Origin of the sequence: Sphingobium sp. TA15, assembly GCF_037101235.1 — a bacterium.
Taxonomy (GTDB): Bacteria; Pseudomonadota; Alphaproteobacteria; order Sphingomonadales; family Sphingomonadaceae; genus Sphingobium; species Sphingobium indicum.
In genome coordinates, this window is the sequence record NZ_AP025355.1 from 2,590,166 (window position 1) to 2,613,791 (window position 23,626).

The following is a 23,626-nucleotide window of genomic DNA, read 5'->3' on the forward strand; positions in this document are numbered from 1 at the left end:
AACACGAAATTCACCGTCCAGGGAATGAAAATGAACGACAAGGCTGAAAAGGGCGCAATGCAGGTGGACGTACAATTGGTGCGCGATCTCGCCGCGCTGCTCGACGACACCAACCTGACGGAAATCGAGGTGGAGGACGGCGACCGGAAGATCCGCGTCGCGCGCAAGGCGGGCGGCGGCGCCGTCGCCTATGCTCCTCCGCCCGTTGCCGCCGCTCCGGTCGCCGCCGCCGCGCCGGCCGCCGCGCCGGCTCCGGCCGAAGCCGCCGCCGCGCCGGTGGCCGCCAACGCCATCCGCTCGCCCATCGTCGGCACCGCCTATCTCGCCGCCGAACCGGGCGCGGCGCCCTATGCCGCCGTCGGTTCGACCGTGAAGGCGGGCGACACCGTGCTGATCGTCGAAGCCATGAAGGTCATGAACGCCATCACCGCGCCCCATGCCGGCACGGTCAAGGCCGTGCTGGTCGATAACGGCCAGCCGGTCGAATATGACCAGCCGCTGATCGTCATCGAATAAGGCCGCGCAACCCATGGCCATCGAAAAGCTGCTGATCGCGAACCGGGGCGAGATCGCGCTCCGCATCCACCGCGCCTGCCATGAAATGGGCATCAAGACGGTGGCGGTCCATTCCACCGCCGACGCCGACGCCATGCATGTGCGCCTGGCCGACGAGGCGATCTGCATCGGCCCGCCCGCGGCCAAGGACAGCTATCTCAACATCGCCGCGATCATCTCCGCCGCCGAAATCTCCGGCGCGGACGCGATCCATCCGGGCTATGGCTTCCTGTCGGAAAACGCCCAGTTCGCGGAGATCGTGGAGGCGCACAACATCGCCTTCGTGGGGCCGAAGCCCGAACATATCCGCATCATGGGCGACAAGGTGGAGGCGAAGCGCACCGCCGGCGCGCTCGGCCTGCCGCTGGTTCCCGGCTCCGACGGCGCGATTTCCGACATCGCGGAAGCGAAGGAAATCGCCGCCAGGATCGGCTATCCCGTCCTCATCAAGGCGGCGTCGGGCGGCGGCGGGCGCGGCATGAAGGTCGTGCCGTCCGAAGACCTGCTCGAAACCTCGATGAAGCAGGCGGGCAGCGAGGCGAAGGCCGCCTTCGGCGACGACACCGTCTATATGGAAAAATATCTGGGCAATCCCCGGCATATCGAATTCCAGGTCTTCGGCGACGGCAACGGCAACGCCATCCACCTGGGCGAGCGGGACTGCTCGCTCCAGCGCCGCCACCAGAAGGTGCTGGAGGAAGCCCCCTCCCCCGTCCTCTCCGCCGCCGAGCGCGACCGGATGGGCGAAGTGGTGCGCAAGGCGATGGCCGACATGGGCTATCGCGGCGCGGGCACGATCGAGTTCCTGTGGGAAGACGGCGAATTCTACTTCATCGAGATGAACACCCGCCTGCAGGTGGAGCATCCGGTGACGGAGATGATCACCGGCGTCGACCTGGTGCGCGAACAGATCCGCGTGGCGGAGGGCAAGCCGCTCTCGGTCGAGCAGCAAGACCTGCGCTTCACCGGCCACGCCATCGAATGCCGCATCAATGCGGAGGATCCCCGGACCTTCGCGCCATCGCCGGGCACCGTCACCAGCTATCATGTGCCGGGCGGCATGCACGTCCGCGTCGATAGCGGGCTGTACCAGGGCTATAAGGTGCCGCCCTATTATGACAGCATGATCGGCAAGCTGATCGTCTATGGCCGCACCCGCGAGGGCGCGATCATGCGCCTGCGCCGCGCGCTGGAGGAATATGTGATCGAGGGCATGAAGACCACGATCCCGCTGCACCAGAAGCTGCTGACCGACCCGGACTTCCTCAACGGCGACTATACGATCAAGTGGCTGGAGGATTGGTTGGCGAAGGACGAGCAGGCGTGAAGGCCACCATCTGGCACAACCCCCGCTGCTCGAAATCGAGGGCCGCGCTGGCGATCCTTGAAGCCGCGCCGGGGGTTGAGGTGGATGTCGTCGAATATTTGAAGACCCCGCCCAGCCGCGCCGAGATCGAGGCGGTGCTGAAAAAGGCGGGGGTTCGCCCGTCGGAGGCTGTCCGCAGGGGCGAGGGCGTGGTGAAGGAAATCGGCCTCGACCTATCGGACGACAAGGCGGTCCTCGACGCGATGGCGCAGCACCCCATCCTGATCGAACGCGCCATCGTCATCACGAACAAAGGCGCCGTCATCGCCCGCCCCCCGGAACGGGCCAGCGAAGTTCTCTAGCCCCACTCCGTTCGTCACCCCGGGCTTGACCCGGGGTTCCGCTTCTTCAATGCACAACCCCATGGAACGGAAGCAAAAAGGCGGCTGGGTCTACATCATGTCCGACCGCTATCGCGGCACGATATATGTAGGCGTAACCTCAGACCTGCCCGCTCGCATCCACCAACACCGCTCCGGCAACGGTTCCGACTTCTGCGCAAGATATGGCCTGAACCGCCTCGTCTGGGCTGAGCGCAGCGACGACATCACACGCTGCATAGAACATGAAAAACGCGTCAAGCGCTGGCGCCGGGAATGGAAGTTCGACCTGATCGAACGCGCCAATCCCGACTGGCAGGACCTGTTCCACCTGCTCGCCTGAAAGACAGCGGGACCCCGGGTCAAGCCCGGGGTGACGATGGCGGCGGGCGGCGAGAAGGGTGGGGAGCGGACATCCCTCTATTCGTCACCCCGGGCTTGACCCGGGGTCCCGCTGTTTTGATGAATCACATCCGACTGAAAAAGAGGCCCCAAGGTCAGCCCCCCGCCCGCCCAATCGCAACTTGCTCCCCAATCCTGAACGACAAGCCGACAATCATGCGTCACCCAAAAACCACGGGTCACGCAAAAAACATCCTATTTCACGAAAAGCGCGGGATTTTATCCTGTCCTACACCACCCCAACCAGCCTATCCCGCCCGCCTCTTTGAAATGTCCGATGCATTCCGCTTCACGCCTACGCACGCCCGGGCACGCGCGCGCATATGCTGTGAACTTCGGGCCGAAAATGGCCGGTTTCCGCCCTTTTTGCCGCCTCATCCCAGCCGCGAGCCGGCAACCCGCCCCCTACACCGACAAGCCCACTGGAGGCCCGCGCCCTAACCCGCTATCCCCTGCCTCCATGGCCCAGAATCATCTCTATCTCGTCGACGGCAGCGGCTATATCTTCCGCGCCTATCACCAGCTTCCGCCGCTCACCAACAGGCATGGGCAGCCGGTCGGCGCGGTCTATGGCTATACCACCATGCTCTGGAAGCTGGCCGACGAACTGGGCAAGGCGGAAGGCCCGACCCATCTGGCGGTGGTGCTGGACAAGGGCAGCCACACCTTCCGCAACGACATGTACGACGCCTACAAGGCGAACCGCCCGCCGCCGCCGGAGGATCTGGTCCCGCAGTTCCCGATGATCCGCGACGCCACCCGCGCCTTCTCCCTCCCCTGCATCGAGGAAGCGGGGTTCGAAGCGGACGACATCATCGCCAGCTATACCAAGGCCGCCGTCGCGCAGGGCTGGCACGTCACCATCGTCAGTTCCGACAAGGATCTGATGCAGCTCATCCAGCCCGGCGTCGACATGTACGACACGATGAAGAATGAGCGGCGCGGCGCCGACTATGTGATGACCAAGTTCGGCGTCCGGCCCGAACAATTGGGCGACGTGCTGGCGCTGATGGGCGACAGCGTCGACAATGTCCCCGGCGTCCCCGGCATCGGTCCCAAGACCGCCGCCAAGCTGATCACCGAATATGGCGGGCTGGAAGCGGCGCTGGAAGCCGCGCCGCGCATGAAGAAGTCGAAGATGCAGGAAAACCTGATCGAGCATGCCGACATGGCCCGCCTGTCGCGCAGGCTGGTGGCGCTGCATGACGGCATGGACCTGCCCGAACCGCTGGACGACCTGACCCTGAAGGGCATTCCGCTGGAGCCGTTGCAGGCCTTCCTTGAGCATCATGGGTTCAAGTCGCTGCTCGCCCGCGCCGGCGCGCCCGCCGCCGCCGTGGCGGTCGCGACCGCGGCGGCCGCCGTCACCGAAGCCACCGCTCCCGCCGCCCCGGTGCTGGAGGAAGAACCGCCGATCGACCGCAGCCTCTACGAAACCGTGGTGACGGAGGAGGCGCTGGACCGCTGGATCGCCGCCGTCCATGCCGAAGGGCTGGTCGCCGTCGATACGGAGACGGACATGCTGGACTGCGTGTCCTGCGCGCTGGTCGGGGTGAGCCTGGCCGTCGGGCCGAACGCCGCCTGCTACATACCCGTCGGCCATGGCGGGAAGGACATGTTCGCGGAAAAGCCCGACCAGCTCCCCCTCCCGCTGGTCCTCGCGAAACTCAAGCCGCTGCTGGAGGACGACAGCGTCCTCAAGATCGGCCAGAATTTGAAATATGACATCACGGTCCTGCGCCGCCATGGGATCGAGATCGCCCCCTATGACGACACCATCGTCATGAGCTTCGACCTCGACGCCGGGCAGAGCCTGGCGGGCCACGGCATGGACGAGGCGGCCAGAGTCCACCTCAACCATGTCTGCATCAGCTTCAAGGATGTCTGCGGCACCGGCAGGAGCCAGATCAGCTTCGCCGAAGTCCCGCTCGACAAGGCGACCGAATATGCCGCCGAGGATGCGGACGTCACGCTGCGCCTGTGGAGGCTGTTCAAGAGCCGCATCGCCAATGAGGGCGCGACCCGCGTCTACGAACTGGTCGACCGGCCGCTCGTCGGCGTGATCGCGAAGATGGAGCATGAGGGCATCAAGGTCGACCGCGAGGCGCTCTCCCGCCTCTCCGCCGAGTTCACCGCCGGAATCGCGGCGCTGGAGGGGGAAATCCACGCGCTGGCGGGCCAGCCCTTCGCCATCGGATCGACGCAGCAACTGGGCGCGATCCTGTTCGACAAAATGGGTTACAAGGGCGGCAGGAAGGGCAAGTCCGGCGCCTATTCGACCGACGTCACCATATTGGAGCAATTGAAGGCCCAGGGCGCGGAGATCGCGGGCAAGGTGCTGGACTGGCGGCAGCTTTCCAAGCTCAAGTCGACCTATACCGACGCGCTTCAGGCCCAGATCAACAAGGATAGCGGCCGGGTCCACACCAGCTACAGCCTGTCCGGCGCGCAGACCGGCCGCCTGTCGTCGACCGACCCCAATCTCCAGAACATCCCGATCCGCACAGAGGTCGGCCGCCAGATCCGCCACGCCTTCGTCGCGGAGCCGGGCAATGTCATCCTGGCGGCGGACTATAGCCAGATCGAACTGCGCCTGGCCGCGCACATGGCGGACGTGCCCGCGTTGAAGGAGGCGTTCGCCAATGGCGAGGACATCCATGCCGCCACCGCCCAGCAATTGTTCGGGGAGGTCAACCGCGACACGAGAGGCCGGGCCAAGACGATCAACTTCGCGATCCTCTACGGCATCAGCCGCTGGGGCCTGGCCGGGCGGCTGGAGATCAGCGCCGACGAAGCGCAGGACATGATCAGCCGCTATTATGAGCGTTTCCCGGGCATCAGCCTCTACATCACCGACACCATCGAAAAGGCGCGTTCAAGGGGCTATACGGAGACGCTGTTCGGGCGGAAGACCTGGTTCCCGCGCATCAAGGCGCCGGTCCAGCACGAACGCCAGGGCGCGGAGCGCGCCGCGATCAACGCCCCGATCCAAGGCACCAGCGCCGACATCATCAAGCGCGCCATGGCCCGCATGGGACCGGCGCTGGCGGCGGAAGGGCTGCACCGGGTCAAGATGCTGCTGCAGGTGCATGACGAACTGGTCTTCGAACTGCCGGAGGGCGATGTGGAGCATGCTGGCGCGGTGATCCGGCGCGTGATGGAGGGCGCGGCGGAGCCGATCGTGAAACTGAGCGTGCCGCTGGGTGTGGAGATCGGCCATGGTTCGAGTTGGGGGGCGGCGCATTAGGCAGCGCGGACAAATTCAAGAGATCCGCCGGACCGAACGATTTTGGGTGGAGAGCGGACCTATCCTATTCCTCCCCATCGAGAGATGGGGAGGGGGACCATGCGAAGCATGGTGGAGGGGAAGATACGCAGGTCACGCCATTTCCCCTCCACCATTCGCTTCGCGAACGGTCCCCCTCCCCACGCTGCGCGTAGGGAGGAATTTAATGGTAGCTTCTGACCATCCCGACGTTCTTAATTTGTCCGCACTGCCTAGGGCCGATGGACATTCAGTTATAAAATCTCTCTCCCCTCAACCCCGCGCGTAGCGATCCTCGTACCGCACGATATCGTCCTCGCCCAGATATGTGCCCGTCTGCACTTCGATGAACACCACCGGGATCTTCCCCGGATTCTCCACCCGATGCTTTGCCCCGGCAGGCACGTAAAGCGACTGGTTCTCCGTCAGCAACGTCACTTCGTCTCCCACCGTGACCTTGGCCGTGCCCTCGACGACGATCCAATGCTCCGACCGATGGAAATGGCTTTGCAGGCTCAAGGATTGCCCCGGCTGCACCACGATCCGCTTCACCTGGAACCGCTCACCGGCAAGCAAGCCTTCCACCCAGCCCCAGGGCCGGTGATCCTTGGGGAAACTCTCCGCCTGCACCGCGCCCTTTTTCTTGAGCGCCTCGACCGCCAGCTTCACGTCCTGCGCCCGCGACTTGTCCGCGATCAGCACCGCATCGTTCATCGCCACCGCGATGATGTTGCTGAGGCCGATGCCGACCAGTTCCATCCCGTCGCTGTCGGAGCGCAGCAGCGTATCGCTGCAATCGATGGCCGTCGCCCCGCCGCCCACCGTCACGCCCGCCGCGTCCGGCCCGGCATGGCTCCACACCGCGTCCCAGCCGCCGAGGTCCGACCAGCCGGAATCATAGGGGACGACCGACAGATTGCCCGCCCGTTCCATGATCGCATAGTCGATGGAGATGTCGGGCGCGGCGTCCCACGCCTCCGCCGACAGCCGCAGGAAGCCCAGATCGCCCTCCGCCGCGTCCACGGCAGGCCGAACCGCCGCCAGCACGTCGGGCGCAAGCGCCTCGAAGGCGGCGATCAGATCCTTCGCCGCGAACAGGAAAATCCCCGCATTCCAGAGGTGATCGCCGCTCGCCAGCATCTCCTGCGCCCGCGCCGCATTCGGCTTCTCCACGAAACGGGCCAGCTTGATCGGCTGTCCCGACCCATCCGGCCGGGCGACGACCTGCAGATAGCCATAACCCGTCTCCGGCCGCGTCGGCTGGATGCCGAAGGTCACCAGATCGCCCGAGCGCGCCGCCGCCAGACCCTGACTCACCGCCGCGCGAAAGGCCTCCGCATCGGGCACCACATGATCGGAGGGCGCGACCAGCATCACCGCTTCCGGATCGCCCGCCGCCAGATGCAGCGCCGCCGCCAATATGGCGGGCGCGGTGTTGCGCACCGAAGGCTCGATGATGATCGCTCGCGGGTCGGTGTCTTCCTGCGCCAATTGTTCAGCAACGATGAAGCGGAAGGTCGCGTTGGTCAGCACGACCGGCCGGGCGAAGGCGAAACCCTTTCCCTCGCCCGACAAGCGCGCCACGACGGAGCGGAACAGCGTCTGCTCGCCCAGCAGCGGCACGAACTGCTTGGGGTAGGATTTGCGCGACAGCGGCCACAACCGCGTCCCCGATCCTCCGGCCAATATCACCGGGGTAACAACCGCAAGATTCTTGTCCGACATGCAACTCTCTCAGAAATCCGAGATTCTTATAGCCGTTCCGGAAATCTAAGCCAGAATTGGTCGACAAAAAAAGGCGGCCCGCAATCGGGCCGCTTTCCGTCAGTCGAACAGTTCTTCCAGAAAGCTCTTTTTTCGCTTCTTCTGATAATATCGCCCGTCGTCGCGATCCGGGCGATAGCTTGGCTGGGGCGGAGGAACCCCGCCCGCCGAACGCTCGATGATCTTGTCCAGCTCGCCCCGGTCCAGCCAGACGCCCCGGCATTGCGGGCAATAGTCGATCTCCACCCCCTGCCGGTCGGTCATGGAGAGGCCCACATGACAGACCGGGCAGAGCATGGCCGACACCGCGGCCTGATCCCGCATCCGATTACTCCCGCTCGCCGGTCAGGCTGAGCAGCATCTGGAATAGGTTGACGAAGTTCAGGTACAGCGACAGCGCGCCCATCACCTGCATCTTCTGCGCGACTTCATGGCCGGCATAGGCGAAATATTCCGACTTGATGCGCTGCACGTCCCAGGCGGTAAGGCCGGTGAAGACCACCACGCCGATGATCGAGATCACCATCTGCATGGCGGACGAGCCGATGAAGATGTTGATCAGGCTGGCGACCAATATGCCGATCAGGCCCATGATCAGGAACGACCCGAATTTCGACAGGTCGCGCCCGGTGGTATAGCCCCACAGCGCCATCGCCAGGAACATCACGGCGGCGGAGAAGAAGGCCTGGGCGATCGACCCGCCGGTGAAGACGAGGAAGATGCTGGCCAGCGACACGCCCATCACCGCCGAAAAGGCGTAGAAGGCCATGCGCGCGCCCGCGGTGGTCATCTTCTCGATGCGGAAGCTGAAGAAGAAGACGAAGGCCAGCGGCGCGAAGATCGCCACCCACTTCAGCGGCGTGCCGAAAATCGCGGCCGCCAGAACCGGCGTATTGCCGATGAAGGCGGCGACCAGCCCGGTGATGACCAGGCCGATGCCCATATTGCGGAAAACGCCCAGCATGTGCGCGCGCAGCCCGGCATCGGTCTGCGCCGTCTGGCTCGCACCATAGCCCGGCATACGAACGGGATTGTTCACGGCGTTATAACTCCATCCAAAACAAGCAAGTTACGGATCGAGTGGCCCGGCGCGGTCTTCGTGAGGTCAAAGGGGGACGAACGCTCACGAACCTGCACCGAGCACACTCGATGCGGTCCGACATCGCGGCTGGAGCATGTCGCATGCATTCAACCGCCAGAGGGGCCCGGCCCGCACAGGCAATATCGGTGGACCAACGCGCCAATGCAAGGGATGGGGCCATTAGCAACAATTTGTTACAAATATCGAGGGCTGTTGACGCCCCGGCCGAACCGCCGCATGGCTGCGCCCATGAGCGACCAGTTCACCCCCGCGCAGCAGCATGCCGACGCGCCCCTGCGGCTGTTCAACAGCCTGACGCGCGCGGTCGAACCCTTCGCGCCGATCCAGCCGAACCATGCCCGCGTCTACAGCTGCGGCCCGACCGTCTATAATTACGCCCATCTCGGCAATCTGCGCGCTTATGTCTTCACCGACACGCTGCGCCGCACCTTGCTGTGGAAGGGGCTGGACGTCACCCACATCATCAACATCACCGATGTCGGCCACCTGACCAGCGACGCCGACGCCGGGGACGACAAGATGGAGGCCGCCGCCCGCGCCCAGGCGAAGAGCATCTGGGACATAGCGGCCCATTATACCGACGCCTTCAAGCGCAACATCGCGGACCTCAATATCATTCCGCCCAGCGAATGGACGGTCGCCACCGACTATGTGCCGCAGATGATCGCCTTTGCGGAGAAGATCGCGCCCGCCCATTGCTACGAACTGGAAAGCGGCCTTTATTTCGACAGCAGCAGCGTGCCTGATTATGGCGCGCTTGCCGGCGGGCGCGACGACGCGGCCCATGCCCGCATCGATCCTGTCGCAGGCAAGCGCAACCCCAGCGACTTCGCCATATGGCGCAAGTCCCCGCCGGGCGAGCAGCGGCAGATGGAATGGGACTCCCCCTGGGGCAAGGGCGCGCCGGGCTGGCACCTCGAATGCTCGGTGATGAGCGAGGCGCGGCTGGGCCATCCGTTCGACATCCACACCGGCGGCATCGACCATCGCGAAATCCACCATCCCAACGAGATCGCGCAGAACCAGGCATTTCATGGCTGCTGCGGCGAAGCGGACGCGGCGGCGGCGGGTTTTACCGGCGCCCGCTGGTGGATGCACAATAATTTCCTGGTCGACCGGCAGGGGAAGATGAGCAAGTCGAAGGGCGGCTTCACCACCCTCTTCTCGCTGATCGACGCGGGCGTGCATCCGCTCGCCTATCGCCTGCTGTGCCTGGGCGCCCATTATCGCAGCGAACTGGAATTCAGCGCGGAGAGCGTGAGCGCCGCGCTCACCCGGCTGAAACGCCTGGTCATGGGCGTGGAAAATCTGAAGGCGCGGGCCGAGGGCGTGACATGGCAGTCGCTGCGCCTCGACTGGCTGCGCGCCAATCTGCATCCCAAACTCGCTCCCTTGCTCGAACAGTTCGACGCGGCGATCAGCGATGACCTGATGACGCCCCGCGCGCTTCCCCTGCTGGAAGAAACCATCGCCATGAAGAAGGTGCCGGTGGACGAAAAGCTCTGCCTGCTTGCGGCTTTCGATCAGGCGCTGGGCCTCAACCTGCTGACCATCGGCCGCGCCGATCTGCGCATCCAGCCCAGGGACGCGCAGATCGCGCCGGAAGAGATCGAAGCAGAACTCGACCACCGCCAGGCCGCCCGCGCCGAAAAGGACTTCGCTCTGTCGGACGAGATACGCGACGCCCTGATCGCGCGCGGGGTGGAAGTGATGGACGGCGATCCGCTGCGCTGGGACTGGCGGTTGGCGCTGGCTTGATTTTTACCTGTGTGCGGGTGATTGGCCGACTTTCCTAATCCTCCCCATCGGGAGATGGGGAGGATTTAATACATTTGCGGATTTGTCACCGCCGCCTGGGCGATTTCTGGCAGCGGCCTTATCCTTTCGTTCGCTGGCAAAGCGGCGCCATCTGAGGCAGGATGTGCGCGGGGCAGGTTCGTCCGTTTGGACAGATCGCTCCAAAACGGGCAGATTCCGCACATGCTAAGATACGCAACGGCAGCCTTCATCGCGGTCAGTGGAATGGCGGCAATCCCCATTGCTGCACCTGCTCAAAATTATATGTTCGAAACGGGCACGACCCTGCTTGCAAAGTGCCGAAACAAGGCGCCCGAATATGGGCTTGCCTGCACCGCTTACATCGTCGGCGCGGTGGACGGCATCAAGAAGGACGTCTTCATCGGCCGCGCCAAGCCCAATTGCTGGCCCGCGCAACTGAATGCGGAGGATGTGAAGCGCATCGTCCTCGCCTATCTCACCCGCTACCCCGATCAGCGGCAGGCGCCCGCATCCGTCCTGGTCAGCGTGGCGCTGAACGAACAATATCCCTGCGAAAAATGACGCGGGCCGTCCTGGCCGCGCAACCATCGAAACCCGCGAGCGCCCCTTCCGCTATAAACTTGCGTTAGCCACTGGTTGCGCGTAGGTGCGGCCCCTATTTTATGATCTTTGGGAGACTCAAAGTGGCGGCGAAGTGGACGCCGGAAAGCTGGCGGGAGCATAAGGGCATTCAGATGCCCGTCTATCGTGATGCCCAGGCGCTCGGCGCCGTGGAGGCGCAGCTCAGCCAGTTTCCCCCGCTCGTCTTTGCCGGCGAGGCGCGCAGCCTGAAGGGCGAACTGGCCAAAGTCGTGGCCGGGGAGTCCTTCCTGCTGCAGGGCGGCGACTGCGCCGAAAGCTTTGCCGAGTTCCACCCGAACAATATCCGCGACACGTTCCGCGTGCTGCTGCAGATGGCGGTGGTGCTGACCTTCGCGTCGAAGCTGCCCATCGTGAAGGTCGGCCGCATGGCGGGCCAGTTCGCCAAGCCCCGTTCCGCCGACACGGAAACCATTGGCGGCGTGGAACTGCCCAGCTATCGCGGCGACAATGTCAACGACATCGCCTTCACGGCGGAGGCCCGCGAACCCGACGCAAGCCGCATGATCCGCGCCTACAATCAGTCGGCGGCGACGCTGAACCTGGTGCGCGCCTTTTCGACCGGCGGCTATGCCAGCCTGGACCGGGTGCATGGCTGGATGCTGGATTTCATGGGCCGCAGCCCCTGGGCCGCGAAGTTCGAGGCGATGGCGGACCAGATCGGCCAGGCGCTCGACTTCATGCGCGCCTGCGGCCTGTCGCCGGAAACCGTGCCGCAGCTTGGCGGCACCAGCTTCTACACCAGCCATGAGGCGCTGCTGCTGCCCTATGAGCAGGCGCTGACCCGGCAGGATTCGCTGACCGGCGACTGGTACGACACGTCCGCGCACATGCTGTGGATCGGCGACCGCACCCGGTTCGAAGGGTCGGCCCATGTGGAATATCTGCGCGGCATCGGCAATCCGATCGGCATGAAATGCGGCCCCTCGCTGGAGCCGGACGCGCTGATCCGCCTGCTGGACGTGCTGAACCCCTCGCGGGAGGCCGGGCGCATCACCCTCATCACCCGCTACGGCCATGACAAGATCGAGGCGGGCCTGCCCAGGCTGGTCCGCGCCGTCCTGCGCGAAGGCCATCCGGTGGTCTGGTCCTGCGACCCGATGCACGGCAACGTCATCAAGGCGGCGAACGGCTACAAGACCCGCCCCTTCGACCGCATCCTGGCCGAGGTGCGCGGCTTCTTCGCCGTCCACCGGGCGGAGGGCAGCTTCGGCGGGGGCATCCATGCCGAAATGACCGGGCAGAATGTGACGGAATGCACCGGCGGCGCGGTGGCGATCACCGACGAAGGGCTGGCCGACCGCTACCACACCCATTGCGACCCGCGCCTCAACGCCGCGCAGAGCCTGGAACTGGCTTTCCTGCTCGCGGAAATGCTGAACGAGGAGTTGAAGGAACGCCGGGCGGCCGCCTGACGCCGTTCGAACGGATTGGAAGCCCGTCTCCAGCCAGGCTGGGGGCGGGCTTTTTCGCATACGCGGCGCGATCCGCACCCCCTGTCACAGGAGCGTAACAATGCTGTGATTCAGCTCTTGCTTTGGCGGTGCAGCAATATAGCCTCCGCCTATGGCAAAGGAACCGGCATTGGCGACCATCGCCGTCTACAGCCTTAAAGGCGGGGTTGGCAAAACCACCTTCGCGATCAACCTCGCCTGGGCGTCCGCCAGCATCTCGAAACGCCGGACGCTGCTGTGGGATCTCGATCCGCAGGCGGCGGCAAGCTGGCTGATCTCCACCGACAGCGAGAGCAGGGACGCCGCGCAGGCGATCTTCAGCAAGGATGTGGAGGTCCGCAAGCTGATCCAGCCCTCCACCGTGCCGGGCCTGGACCTGATCGCTGCCGACACCTCGCTGCGCAGCCTGGACCATCTCTTCCGCGAGATGGACAAGAAGAAGCGCCTCGCCAGGCTGATCGAGAGCCTGGGCAAGGATTATGACCGGATCATCCTGGATTGTCCGCCCGGCCTGACCGAAACCAGCGAACAGGTGCTGCGCGCCGCCGACATGATCGTGATTCCCGTCATCCCCTCCCCCCTCGCCCAGCGCGCCATGGGGGAAGTCGCCCGCTATCTGGTGCAGCGCGGCGGCAGCCATCCGCCGATCATGCCGGTCTATTCCATGGTCGACCGCCGCCGCGCCCTGCACCGCGCCGCGCTGGACGCGCAGCCCGGCTGGCCGGCCATCCCCATGGCCAGCACGGTCGAGCAAATGGCTGTCCGCCGCAAGCCGCTGGGCGCGTTCGCGGCCTCTTCTCCATCGGCGCAGGCTTTTACCGGGCTTTGGACGACGATCGAACGACAGGTTCAGAAGCGGTAGGTGGCCGCGAGTCTGGCTGGAATCTACCGATTGCCGCCATCGGCGCAGCTTGCTCCTGCGCAGGCGTTCGAATGATCCCGATTCAGGCGGTGCGATGATAGGTCGAGCGCGGGACTGGGCTCCTGTCTGCGCAGGAGCACGGCGCGCTTCACCAAGGGTCGAAAGTCGGCCTGGCTATTCGCGTATCTAAGCCCGTGCCCGCGCCTGATGCGCCGGAAAGAGCGCCGCCGCGTCGGACGCCGGCATGGGCCGTCCGAAATAGAAGCCCTGGACCTTGCGGCAGCCCAGACCGCGGACCATCGCCAGTTCCGCCTCCGTTTCGACGCCTTCCGCCGTGGTCGCCATGCCCAGGCTGTCGGCCAGCGTGACCACCGCGCGGATGATCGCCAGGCTCTCCGCCTTGTTGTTCGACGCGCCCACGACGAAGCTGCGGTCGATCTTGATCGTGTCGAAACGCGTTCGGCTGAGATAGCCGAGCGAGGAATAGCCCGTGCCGAAATCGTCGAGCGACAGCCGAACGCCCAGGCCGCGCAACTGGTCGAGTATCTTGAGCGCCCCGGTATCGGCGTTGACGAACACGCTTTCGGTGACTTCCAGTTCCAGCCGCCGCGCCTCCAGCCCGCTTTGCGCGAGAGCGGATACGACCGCGCCGACGAAGCTCGGATGAGCAAGCTGCTCGGCCGAGACATTGACCGCGATCCGCACGTCCTCCGGCCAGCATGCCGCTTCCTTGCAGGCGGTCCGCAGCACCCATTCCCCGATCGGCCCGATCAGCCGGGCCTCTTCCGCGACCGGAATGAATTTGGCCGGCGAGATCGGCCCCATGTCCGGGTGGGTCCAGCGCACCAGCGCTTCGAACCCGACGACGGTGCCGGCCTGCGCCTCCACCACCGGCTGGAACAGCACGTGCAACTGCTTCTTCTCCAGCGCGTCGCGCAGCGCCAGTTCCAGTTGGCGCCGCTCCTCCGCCTGGGCATGCAGTTGCGGTTCATAGGCGCAATGCACGCCGCCGCCGTCGCCTTTCGCGCGATAGAGGGCAAGGTCGGCGCTCCTTATCAGCGCCTCCGATTCGCGGCCGTCCTGCGGCGACACCGCCGATCCCACCGATGCGCCGACATAGAGCGTATGTTCTTCCACCTGGTAGGGGGCGGAAAGGCCGTTGATGATCCTGGCCGCCAGCTTGTCGACGCCGTGGGTCTCGCCCAATTGCGGGATGACGACGGCAAATTCGTCTCCGCCGATGCGCCCGCAAAATTCGGCGCCGGAACAGATGTGCCGCAACCGCCGCGCCACCTGGGTCAGCAGCTTGTCGCCGATCTGATGCCCCAGCGTGTCGTTCACCGCCTTGAACCGATCGAGGTCGATCATCAGGAAGGCGCAGCCGCCCGCCCGCGCCGCGCCCGCCATCCCGCCGCCCATCGCCTGATCCAGCACGTCGCGCAGATGGGTGCGGTTGGGCAGGCCGGTCAACGGGTCGAACCGCGCAAGCTGGGCGATCCGCTCCGCCGATTCCCGCTGCTCGGTAATATCGGAACCCACGCCGCGAAAGCCGAGAAAGGCGCCGCCCTCATCATAGCGGGGCGATGCCGACAGTTCCCACCAGCGCACTTTTCCATCCAGTTCGACGGGCAGGACGATGTTGCTGAAACTCTCCCGCCGCTTCAGATGATCCGCCAGTTCATGCAGTTCGGTCGGAAACAGTCCGCTTTCCCAGGCGTTTCCAGCCAGCAGTTCGACCAGCAGCACGCCTTCCGCCTCGGCCGGCGCGCGGCCCAGCATTTCCGCCAGGCGCGGCGACACGCCGCTCAACCGCCGCGCAGGATCGGTCTGCCACAGCCAGTCCGACGCGCCATGCTCATATTCGCGCAGCAGCAGGCTGACGACCTCGCTTTTCTCCTCCAGTTGCACGCTGGCGCTGTGCTGCCGGGCGAAGGTCCGCGCATAGAGGAAGCAGCCGACCAGCAGCGACAGCGCATAGCTGGTGGCCAGGGCGAGCAGCGGCGCCTGGTCGCGCGGATCGAACAGGGCGCCAAGCCCGACGATGCAGGGCAGCAGGAAGCCGGTCGCCGCCAGCGGAGTGGGGGCATAGCTGATCGCGCCGCAGACCATGATGCAACTGATCAGCGTCCAATGCGCCACCGACTGCGCCGCGCCATGCCCCGCGGAAAGCGACATCATGCACGCTGCCCAGATGAGGCCGTGGAGCAGGCCGGTAAAGCCATGGACGCGAAGATCGGCGGCGCTGACCGCCGCGCCGTTCCGCCTGCGGCGCAAGATGCCGCCGACGGCCATGGAGAGAAGCAGCGCGGCGCTCCACAGCATCAGTCCCGGCGCAGAGCCGTGGTGACCGAAGACCTGCCAGAGGAACAGCAGGCCAAAGAGGTTCATCGCCTGCCGCAGCAGCGCGACATGATCGGCCGAGCGCAATTGGGCGGCCAGCACCCGTTCGGCCGCGTCGCCCGGCACGACGGCAAGGCCCATCATCGCCGGAAGCGATATTCGCTCCCGAGAAGCCGGTTCAGAAGATGGCCCGTGCCCGCGTTTCACCCGCCCGGATTAACAGGAAGCGGTTATCAATCCGTAACGGCGGAATGAAAGCAGGTAAAAAAGCGCGGCGCCGGGGAGGGCAATGCGCGACGACGGGGTTCAGGCGGCGATGTCGTAGGGCCGGATTTCGCCGGTCAGATAGAGGTTGCGCGCCTTCGACCGGCTCAATTTGCCCGAACTGGTGCGCGGCAGGGTGCGCGGCGGCACCAGTTCGACGACGCAGTTCATGCCGGTGATCGCCCGCACCCTCTCCCGGATCTGGTCGCGCAGCCGCGTGCGCTCGTCATTGTCGGAGGTGCGGCAATGCACCAGCACGGCGGGCGCTTCCTCGCCGCCCGGCGTGGTGATGGCGAAGGCGGCGATGTCGCCCTGCTTGAAGCCGGGCAACTGCTCCACCGCCCATTCGATGTCCTGCGGCCAGTGATTCTTGCCGTTGATGATGATCATGTCCTTGGCGCGGCCGACGATGTAGAGATAGCCGTCGCTGAGATAACCCATGTCGCCCGTGTCCAGCCAGCCGTCGACCATGCAGGCGTCGGTCGCCTCCTGATCGCGGAAATAGCCGACCATCAGCGACGGTCCAGTGGTCCACACCTTGCCGATCTGGCGCTCGTTCAGCTTCGCGCCGTCCTCGTCGCGGATTTCCACGATCATGTCGCGGGCGGGCTTGCCGCAATTGACGATGGAGCGGAAACGCTGCGGCCGCCCCTCGGTCGCGTCGCCGCCCGACAGGTCGGTTTCCTCGACCAGTTCGACGATGATGCCCTCGCCCGGCGGCATGATGGTGACGGCCAGCGTCGCTTCGGCCAGGCCATAGCTGGGCAGGAACGCCCTGGGGCTGAACCCGGCGTCGCCGAAGGCGTCGACGAAACTCTGCATCACGTCCGGGCGGATCATGTCCGCGCCGTTGCCCGCCAGCCGCCAGCGGGACAGGTCGAAACGGTCGGCCGCCTTGGTCTGGCTGGACATGCGGCGGGCGCAGATATCGTAGCCGAAGGTCGGCGAATAACTGATCGACGTGCCTTCGTTCCGGCTGATCAGGTCCAGCCACGCCAGCGGACGGCGGGCGAAATCCTCGGTCTTCATGTAATCGGTCGACACCTGGTTGGCGACGACCGACAGGAAGCAGCCGACCAGGCCCATGTCATGATACCAGGGCAGCCAGCTTATGCAGCGGTCGCTGTCCTGCACCTTCATGCCATGGCTGTGCGCGGCCAGGTTGCTGAGCAGCGCATGATGCGTCACCGCGACGCCATGGGGGAAGCGGGTCGAACCGCTAGAATATTGCAGATAGGCGATTTCGTGCGGCTGCGCCTGCGGCAGGTCGCAGGGCACGGCTTCCCGGGCGATGAAATCCTCGAAGGCGATGCTCTCGACCGCTTTCTGGCGGCCGGATTCCCCCGCCATCTCCTCCAATTCCCTGGGGAAGAGGAACAGCATCGGGTCGCAGCTCGACAACTGGACGTTCAACTGGTCGATATAGCTTTCCTTGCCGCCGAAGCTGGTTGGCAGCGGCAGTGGCACCGGCCAGCCGCCCGCATAGACGATGCCGAAGAACAATTGCGCGAAATCGGCCCCCGTTTCCGCCACCAGCGCCACGCGGTCTTGGGGCTTCACCCCATGGGCGATCAGCCGGTGCGCGCAGGCGATGGCGTCAGCGCGCAATTCCGAAAAGGGATAGGCGCGCGCCAGATTTCCCCGCGCATCGTGGAAGTTGAGGCCGCGCCGTCCGGTCGCGGCATAGTCCAGCGCTTCGCCCAGCGTCTCGAAATCCGAGAAACGGCGGGGCAGATCGTCGGTGGTCGGCGTCGGTGCCATCATGCTTTGCGAACCCATATTGGCGTTACCAATGTCATATTTGTCCTATTCCGGCGCGCCGCTAACAGCTTTCAAGCTGCATTGCACCGGATAGTTGCATTCCAGCCTGAGCTTTTAACCCGGAAGGGGCGGTAAAATTCCGGCCCGACTGTGGCATAATCAAGGCGCTTGCCGCATGAAGCATTGCCATGGCCGATAAACGCCTTCCTCCCCCGCTCGACGAAGAGGCGCTGCGCGAACTGGCGCTGCGCTATGTCGGCCGTTTCGCCACCAGCCGCGCCAAATTGCTCGCTTATCTGAACCGCAAGGTGAAGGAACGCGGCTGGGGCGGCGAAGGCCCAGCCGATCCGCAGGCGCTGGTCGATCGCCTGAGCGAACTGCGCTATGTCGACGATGCCGGCTATGCGGTGATGAAAAGCGGCGCGCTCAGCCGCCGCGGCTATGGCGCCCGCCGGGTCGCGGAAACCCTGCGCGCCGACGGCATAGCGGAGGCCGACCGGGAGGAAGCCCAAGCCCAGACGGAAAGGGAAAGCTGGTCCTCCGCCGACCGCTTCGCCCGCCGCAAGCGCATCGGCCCCTATGCGCTGGAACGGCCAGACCCGAAGCAGCGCGAGAAATGGATCGCCGCCTTCCTGCGCGCCGGCCATGATTACGCCACCGCCCGCCGCTGGACCGACGCCGCGCCGGGCGAGGTGCCGGAAGCGGAGGGATGAAGTGCAGGAGCACGCTGTTTTACGCGCTGTTTTTAATCGTGAAGCTGCGATAGGCCATAATCATGAAACCCCTCCCCCTCATCCTAGCAACCCTTCTCGCGGCCTGCTCCCCTTCCGCTCCCAAAGCCGAAAACACCGCCGCCACCGCTCAACAAGCCACCCTCCCCCTCACCATCCGCACCGCCAAAGCCACCCACCGCTTCACCGTGGAGGTCGCCCTGACCGAAAAGCAGCAGGAGCAGGGCCTGATGTTCCGCAAATCGCTCGCCCCCGACGGCGGCATGCTGTTCCCGATGGACCCGCCGCGCACCGCCAGCTTCTGGATGAAGAACACGCTGATCCCGCTCGACATGCTGTTCATCCACACCGACGGCAGCATCGCTTTCCTCAAGGCCAATGCCGCACCCTATTCCCGCGAGCCCGTCTCCGCCGGCATTCCGGTGGCCGCCGTCCTCGAACTGCGCGGCGGCCGGGCGGCGGAACTGGGCATCGGGGAGGGCGACCATGTGCAATGGGGCGACTGCACCGCCTCTGCGCCCGCAAACCCCCTCAATTTCTGCCCCGGCTGACCAGAACCGCCTTGCCAAGCGCCGGGCGCAACGGCTAAGCGCTTCGCCCATGGGAATCCTTGGCAAGATATTCACTTGGTGGGATGGCGCGACCATCGGCACCTCGCTCCATACCTCCCGCAAGGGCACGAAGGTGGGCGAGGATCATCAGGGCAATGTCTATTATGAGGGCGGCACCGACCCCAATGGCCTGACCCGCCGCTGGGTCATCTACAATGGCGCCAACGACGCCAGCCGCGTGCCCGCCGAATGGCATGGCTGGCTGCACCATTCGATAGAGGGCGCGCCGGAGAGCTTCCTGCCGCCGCCGCGCATCTGGGAAAAGGATTTCACCCCCAACGCCACCGGCACGGCCCAGGCCTATCGCCCCACGGGCGCGCTGGAAAAGGGTGGCCTGCGCCAGAAGGCGACCGGCGATTATGAGGCGTGGAGCCCCGACGCATCATGACGCGGCGCCCGGCGGGACGTTTCCTGCCGATCCTCGGCTGCGCGCTGGTCCTGGCCGGTTGCGGCGGCGACGACCTGCCGACGCAGAACCAGGGCGGCCCCGTCCGCATAGAGGGGCAGAAGATCCGCAATGGCGATGAATCCCCCCTTACCGGCACGCCGATGAACGAGCGCGTGGCGGTGATCGGCCTGCTCAACAAGCGCAACGGCATCACCACCGACCTGACGATGAAACCCGGCGAAGCGCTGCGCGTCGGCGACGCCATCGTTCGGCTGCAGGCCTGCGAAACCACGGCGTCCTGGGAAAATGTGCAGGAAACCGGCGCCTTCGTGCAACTGGACGTGCGCAGCACCGCCGACAATAAATGGCGGCGCAATTTTTCCGGCTGGCTGTTCCGCGAACGGCCGGACCGCAATGTGGTGCAGCACCCGGTCTATGACGTCTGGGTCAGAAGCTGCACGATGTCCTGGCCCGAAACCGGCCCGGACACGGTGAAGCTGGGCGACAAGGGCGAAGCGTCGGACGGGGCGCGGGCCAATGCGTCCCCGGCGAGCGGAGAGAACGCCAGTTCCGCCCAGACCCCGGAACCGGCCGCCAGCACGCCCCGGCCGGCCCCCAGCGCCACGCCGTCCAACGCGCCCGCCAATGATTGAAGATAGTCGCGCTGGCTGATCTCGATCGCGCCCAATGACCGCAGATGATCGGTCATGAACTGGCAATCGAGCAGGGTGAAGCCGCCGAAACGCATCCGGGCGGTCAGCCAGGCCAGCGCCACCTTCGACGCATCGGTGCGCCGGGACACCATGCTTTCCCCGAAAAAGGCCCGGCCCAGCGCCACGCCGTAGAGGCCGCCGACCAGCTCCTCCCCCTCCCATATTTCGACGGAGTGGGCGAAACCTATTTCATGCAGGTGGCGATAGGCCCGCTCGATCGGATGGTTGATCCAGGTGGAAGGCCGGTCCGGCGCGGCCTCCGCGCACAGGCGGACGATGCCGGCGAAATCGCGATTGGCGGTCACCCGAAACCGCTCCCGCCTTATCGTCTTGGCCAGCGAATGAGAGATGTGGAAGCCATGGAGCGGCATGATCGCCCGCCGCTTCGGCTCGATCCAGTACACCTCGTCCGCCTCGCGGTCGTCGGACATGGGAAACACGCCGATCGCATAAGCCTGCAACAGCACCAACGGGTCAATCGTCATCAAGGAAAGACTTAACGCCAGACCGGGCGGCGCGCCAGTGCGACTTTCATGCCTGATACCGCCCTGCATGGCGGGAAGCCTGCCCGCCGACGCGAATCCTTCTAGGCTGTATCGACATTCAGCCTAGGGATTCGGCAACAGCAGGCTGGAGTCGCCATAGCTGTAGAAGCGATAGCCGCCATCAATGGCGTGCCGGTAGACCGACTGCATTTTTTCCGTGCCCATCAGGGCGCTTACCAGCATGAACAAGGTCGATTTGGGCAGGTGGAAATTGGTCATCAGCCCGTCGACCGCGCGGAAACGGTAGCCGGGCGTGATGAAGATCCGCGTCTCGTCCTCGAAGGGGCGGATGATGCCGTCTTCCCCCGTCGCGCTTTCCAGCAGGCGCAGGCTGGTGGTGCCGACCGCGATCAGCCGGCCTCCCGCCGCCCGCGCCGCATTGAGGCGGCCTGCCGTCGCCTGGTCGATCCGCCCCCATTCGGCATGCATATGGTGATCGTCCGTATCCTCCGCCTTGACCGGCAGGAAGGTGCCGGCGCCGACGTGCAGGGTCAGCGTTTCCGTTCCGATGCCGGCTTTTTCTATCGCGGTCATCAATTCGGGCGTGAAGTGCAGCGCCGCCGTGGGCGCGGCGACGGCGCCGTCCTCCCGCGCGAACATGGTCTGGTAGTCGCTGCGGTCGCGCTCGTCGGTCGGGCGCTTGCTGGCGATATAGGGGGGCAGCGGCATCCGGCCCGCCCGTTCCAGCAACAGTTCGACCGGCTCCTCGCCCTCGAAGCGGAGCATGACGCCGCCCTCCTCGTCGCGCGGGCCGGCCACGGCGGTGACGCCATTGCCGAAATCGATCCGGTCACCGTCCCGCACCCGCTTGGCGTTGCGGAGGAAGGCCTGCCACTGGCGCAGGCCGAGCCGCTTGTGCAGCGTCGCGCCGATCTTCGCCTGGCCGCGCATGCCTTCCAATTGGGCCGGGATGACTTTGGTGTCGTTGAACACCAGAACGTCGCCGGGGCGCAGCAGGCCGGGCAGGTCGCGCACGATCCGGTCCTGGAACGGCGCGTCGCCCGCCGCCAGCAGAAGCCGGGCCGAATGGCGCGGGGAAGCGGGGCGAAGCGCGATGCTTTCGGGTGGAAGGTCGAAATCGAACAGGTCTACGCGCATGGTCGAATGCTCTAGGGTGTGTAGGGATTCAGTTCAGGGCGCGGCGAAAATAGTGGACTTCGAGAACCTCGAAACGAGGCAGGTGACTCGTTTCGACGCAGTGTACCTCAGTACGCGAGCACCGGAAGCGGAGAAAGCCGCTATTTGCAGCCCGCCATGGGCTGAATCCACACACACCCTAGAACAGCATATCAAGTTCTCCTGGGAAGACAGAAACCCAGTTCAGACGGCGGGACTGGACTCCTGCCTTCGCAGGAGCACGCATTCACCCGGCCTTACTATTTCTTCTTCAGCGTGGCCGGCTTCCTTGCGGGCACAGGCTGCTTCGCGGGCGGCGGCGCGGCGATCGACGGGGTCGGCTGAGCGGGCGGCGTCGGCAGCGCCGTCACCGGCGGCTTGCCGTCGCTTTCGATCGATGCCTGGAGGATGATCGTCGGATCGGCCGGCGGCTCGCCCTCATGGATCGCGTCGACATATTGCATGCCCTCGATCACGCGGCCGAACACCGTATATTTCTTGTCGAGCTGCATGCGCGGCAGGAAGACGATGAAGAACTGGCTGTTCGCGCTGTCCTCGCTCTGGGCGCGGGCCATGGAGACGGTGCCGCGCAGATGCGGCATCGGATTGAACTCGGCCTTCAAGTCCGGCAGCGTCGAACCGCCGGTTCCGTCGCCCTTGGGATCGCCGCCCTGCGCCATGAAGCCGGGGATGACGCGGTGGAACTTGAGGCCGTTGTAGAAGCCCTGGCGCGTCAGCTCCTTGATCCGCTCGACATGGCCGGGCGCGATGTCGGGGCGCAACTGGATGCGCACGCGGCCGCCGCTCGACAGGTCGAGATCCCAGACATTCTGGGGATCGACCGGCACCGTGGCCGCCGGCAGCCTGGATGCGGGGTCGAGGCCGAGCTGCTTGGCGGTCTGCTCCGCGCGCACGGCCGCCTCCTCCTTCTTCATCTCCTCGGCATTGCGGCCGCCGCCGCCCTGGGCCAGGGCAGCGCCGCTCGATGCATAGAGGGCGAAACCGATCGCCACGGTCTTGAGCGCCGACGTGAACCGCATGAATGCTGCTTTCCTCAAATTTTGCCCAGGTGCGAAGTTGCCCCTGATAGCGCCCTCTTCGCGATTGGCAACTGAACGAAGGCTGAGTGGAGCCTTCAGCCCTGCCCTTTCAGGCCGATGGCGGCCACCCGCGCCTCCACTTCCTCGCGCACGGCGGGGCTGACGAATTTGTGGATCGGCCCGCCATAGAGCGCGATTTCCTTGACCAGGCGGGATGCGATGGGCTGCAGCGACACGTCCGCCATCAGGAAGACGGTTTCGACCCGGCCGTTGATCTGCTGGTTCATCCCCGCCATCTGATATTCATATTCGAAGTCCGCGACGGCGCGCAGGCCCCGGATGATGACGCTGGCCCCCTGCGATTCGGCGAAGTCCATCAGCAGCGAGTTGAAGCCGGTGACGACGATTTCCGTGTCGATGCCCGCGCATTCGCGGCGGACCATGTCCAGCCGTTCTTCGTCGGAGAACATCGGGGATTTGGAGATGTTGGTGGTGACGCCGATCACCAGCTTGTCGACCAGCTTCGCGCCGCGCCGGATGATGTCCATATGACCCAAGGTGATCGGATCGAATGTGCCGGGATAGACCCCCACCCTCTGCTTGCTCATG

21 protein-coding genes and 1 pseudogene are annotated in these 23,626 nt (G+C 65.3%); 13 read left to right on the top strand and 9 right to left on the bottom strand.

All coding sequences use genetic code 11. The features are described from left to right. Positions 1-30 precede the first annotated feature (30 nt). The 5 genes from accB to polA all read left to right on the top strand — a co-directional run bounded on the left by accB (position 31) and on the right by polA (position 5,890). A complete protein-coding gene (gene accB / locus Sj15T_RS12870) occupies positions 31-516 on the top strand; it encodes an acetyl-CoA carboxylase biotin carboxyl carrier protein (protein ID WP_041386639.1) in 486 nt (161 codons plus the stop codon). 13 nt (positions 517-529) lie between these two features. Beyond that, positions 530-1,882, top strand: a complete 1,353-nt coding sequence (accC, locus tag Sj15T_RS12875) for an acetyl-CoA carboxylase biotin carboxylase subunit (protein ID WP_013041392.1) — start codon at positions 530-532, stop codon at positions 1,880-1,882. Beyond that, entirely contained in the window at positions 1,879-2,223 is a 345-nt protein-coding gene (arsC, locus tag Sj15T_RS12880; protein ID WP_007686225.1) for an arsenate reductase (glutaredoxin), read from the top strand. The genes accC and arsC overlap by 4 nt, the downstream gene beginning before the upstream one ends. Before the next feature lie 61 nt (positions 2,224-2,284). Continuing rightward, positions 2,285-2,584 carry a GIY-YIG nuclease family protein gene (locus Sj15T_RS12885; RefSeq protein WP_013041393.1) on the top strand — a complete coding sequence of 100 codons (300 nt, stop codon included), beginning with the start codon at positions 2,285-2,287 and terminating at the stop codon, positions 2,582-2,584. Positions 2,585-3,103: 519 nt separating this feature from the next. Continuing rightward, positions 3,104-5,890 (top strand): DNA polymerase I, encoded by a 2,787-nt coding sequence (polA, locus tag Sj15T_RS12890; RefSeq protein WP_013041394.1) that lies wholly within the window; start codon positions 3,104-3,106, stop codon positions 5,888-5,890. Between the two features lie 291 nt (positions 5,891-6,181). On the opposite strand, the gene Sj15T_RS12895 is transcribed toward polA, so the two are convergent. The 3 genes from Sj15T_RS12895 to Sj15T_RS12905 all read right to left on the bottom strand — a co-directional run bounded on the left by Sj15T_RS12895 (position 6,182) and on the right by Sj15T_RS12905 (position 8,693). Continuing rightward, positions 6,182-7,633 carry a mannose-1-phosphate guanylyltransferase/mannose-6-phosphate isomerase gene (locus Sj15T_RS12895; RefSeq protein WP_013041395.1) on the bottom strand — a complete coding sequence of 484 codons (1,452 nt, stop codon included), beginning with the start codon at positions 7,631-7,633 and terminating at the stop codon, positions 6,182-6,184. 99 nt (positions 7,634-7,732) lie between these two features. Next, positions 7,733-7,996 carry a zf-TFIIB domain-containing protein gene (locus Sj15T_RS12900; protein WP_007686202.1) on the bottom strand — a complete coding sequence of 88 codons (264 nt, stop codon included), beginning with the start codon at positions 7,994-7,996 and terminating at the stop codon, positions 7,733-7,735. Between the two features lie 4 nt (positions 7,997-8,000). Then, positions 8,001-8,693: a Bax inhibitor-1/YccA family protein gene (locus tag Sj15T_RS12905; protein WP_041386138.1), complete on the bottom strand. Its 693-nt coding sequence runs from the start codon at positions 8,691-8,693 to the stop codon at positions 8,001-8,003. 309 nt (positions 8,694-9,002) lie between these two features. On the opposite strand from Sj15T_RS12905, the gene cysS reads away from it, so the two are divergent. From cysS to Sj15T_RS12925, 4 genes are all read left to right on the top strand, one after another. Then, on the top strand, positions 9,003-10,532 hold the full coding sequence (gene cysS, locus Sj15T_RS12910) for a cysteine--tRNA ligase (RefSeq protein ID WP_013041398.1): 1,530 nt from the start codon (positions 9,003-9,005) through the stop codon (positions 10,530-10,532). A 264-nt stretch (positions 10,533-10,796) separates the two neighbouring features. After that, positions 10,797-11,114, top strand: coding sequence for a Rap1a/Tai family immunity protein (locus Sj15T_RS12915; protein WP_013041399.1), 318 nt, complete (start codon positions 10,797-10,799; stop codon positions 11,112-11,114). A gap of 122 nt (positions 11,115-11,236) precedes the next feature. After that, on the top strand, positions 11,237-12,607 hold the full coding sequence (locus Sj15T_RS12920; protein ID WP_013041400.1) for a 3-deoxy-7-phosphoheptulonate synthase class II: 1,371 nt from the start codon (positions 11,237-11,239) through the stop codon (positions 12,605-12,607). A 151-nt stretch (positions 12,608-12,758) separates the two neighbouring features. Continuing rightward, positions 12,759-13,508 carry a ParA family protein gene (locus tag Sj15T_RS12925; protein WP_013041401.1) on the top strand — a complete coding sequence of 250 codons (750 nt, stop codon included), beginning with the start codon at positions 12,759-12,761 and terminating at the stop codon, positions 13,506-13,508. 186 nt (positions 13,509-13,694) lie between these two features. On the opposite strand, the gene Sj15T_RS12930 is transcribed toward Sj15T_RS12925, so the two are convergent. Further along, the gene (locus tag Sj15T_RS12930; RefSeq protein WP_013041402.1) at positions 13,695-15,992 is read right to left on the bottom strand and encodes an EAL domain-containing protein; all 2,298 of its coding nucleotides are present in this window, start codon (positions 15,990-15,992) and stop codon (positions 13,695-13,697) included. A 162-nt stretch (positions 15,993-16,154) separates the two neighbouring features. Then, positions 16,155-17,876 carry a fatty acyl-AMP ligase gene (locus Sj15T_RS12935; RefSeq protein WP_013041403.1) on the bottom strand — a complete coding sequence of 574 codons (1,722 nt, stop codon included), beginning with the start codon at positions 17,874-17,876 and terminating at the stop codon, positions 16,155-16,157. Between the two features lie 185 nt (positions 17,877-18,061). Here Sj15T_RS12935 and Sj15T_RS12940 point away from each other — a divergent pair, with 185 nt between their 5' ends. From Sj15T_RS12940 to Sj15T_RS12955, 4 genes and pseudogenes are all read left to right on the top strand, one after another. Next, complete coding sequence (locus Sj15T_RS12940) at positions 18,062-18,586, top strand: RecX family transcriptional regulator (RefSeq protein WP_007686187.1); 525 nt, start codon at positions 18,062-18,064, stop codon at positions 18,584-18,586. A 62-nt stretch (positions 18,587-18,648) separates the two neighbouring features. Further along, positions 18,649-19,155 (top strand): DUF192 domain-containing protein, encoded by a 507-nt coding sequence (locus Sj15T_RS12945; protein WP_013041405.1) that lies wholly within the window; start codon positions 18,649-18,651, stop codon positions 19,153-19,155. 49 nt (positions 19,156-19,204) lie between these two features. Next, positions 19,205-19,603, top strand: a complete 399-nt coding sequence (locus tag Sj15T_RS12950) for an NADH:ubiquinone oxidoreductase subunit NDUFA12 (RefSeq protein WP_007688672.1) — start codon at positions 19,205-19,207, stop codon at positions 19,601-19,603. Positions 19,604-19,830: 227 nt separating this feature from the next. After that, positions 19,831-20,001 (top strand): annotated as a pseudogene (locus Sj15T_RS12955) (DUF2155 domain-containing protein); the annotation flags it as partial. Positions 20,002-20,036: 35 nt separating this feature from the next. Here the strand turns inward: Sj15T_RS12955 and aat are convergent. The 4 genes from aat to coaD all read right to left on the bottom strand — a co-directional run bounded on the left by aat (position 20,037) and on the right by coaD (position 23,625). Further along, on the bottom strand, positions 20,037-20,801 hold the full coding sequence (gene aat / locus Sj15T_RS12960; protein ID WP_021223998.1) for a leucyl/phenylalanyl-tRNA--protein transferase: 765 nt from the start codon (positions 20,799-20,801) through the stop codon (positions 20,037-20,039). 123 nt (positions 20,802-20,924) lie between these two features. Beyond that, positions 20,925-21,959 carry a tRNA preQ1(34) S-adenosylmethionine ribosyltransferase-isomerase QueA gene (queA, locus tag Sj15T_RS12965; RefSeq protein WP_013041407.1) on the bottom strand — a complete coding sequence of 345 codons (1,035 nt, stop codon included), beginning with the start codon at positions 21,957-21,959 and terminating at the stop codon, positions 20,925-20,927. A gap of 278 nt (positions 21,960-22,237) precedes the next feature. Next, entirely contained in the window at positions 22,238-23,017 is a 780-nt protein-coding gene (locus tag Sj15T_RS12970) for a peptidylprolyl isomerase (RefSeq protein ID WP_007688681.1), read from the bottom strand. Between the two features lie 95 nt (positions 23,018-23,112). Further along, positions 23,113-23,625, bottom strand: a complete 513-nt coding sequence (gene coaD / locus Sj15T_RS12975; protein ID WP_007688682.1) for a pantetheine-phosphate adenylyltransferase — start codon at positions 23,623-23,625, stop codon at positions 23,113-23,115. Position 23,626: the final 1 nt, after the last annotated feature.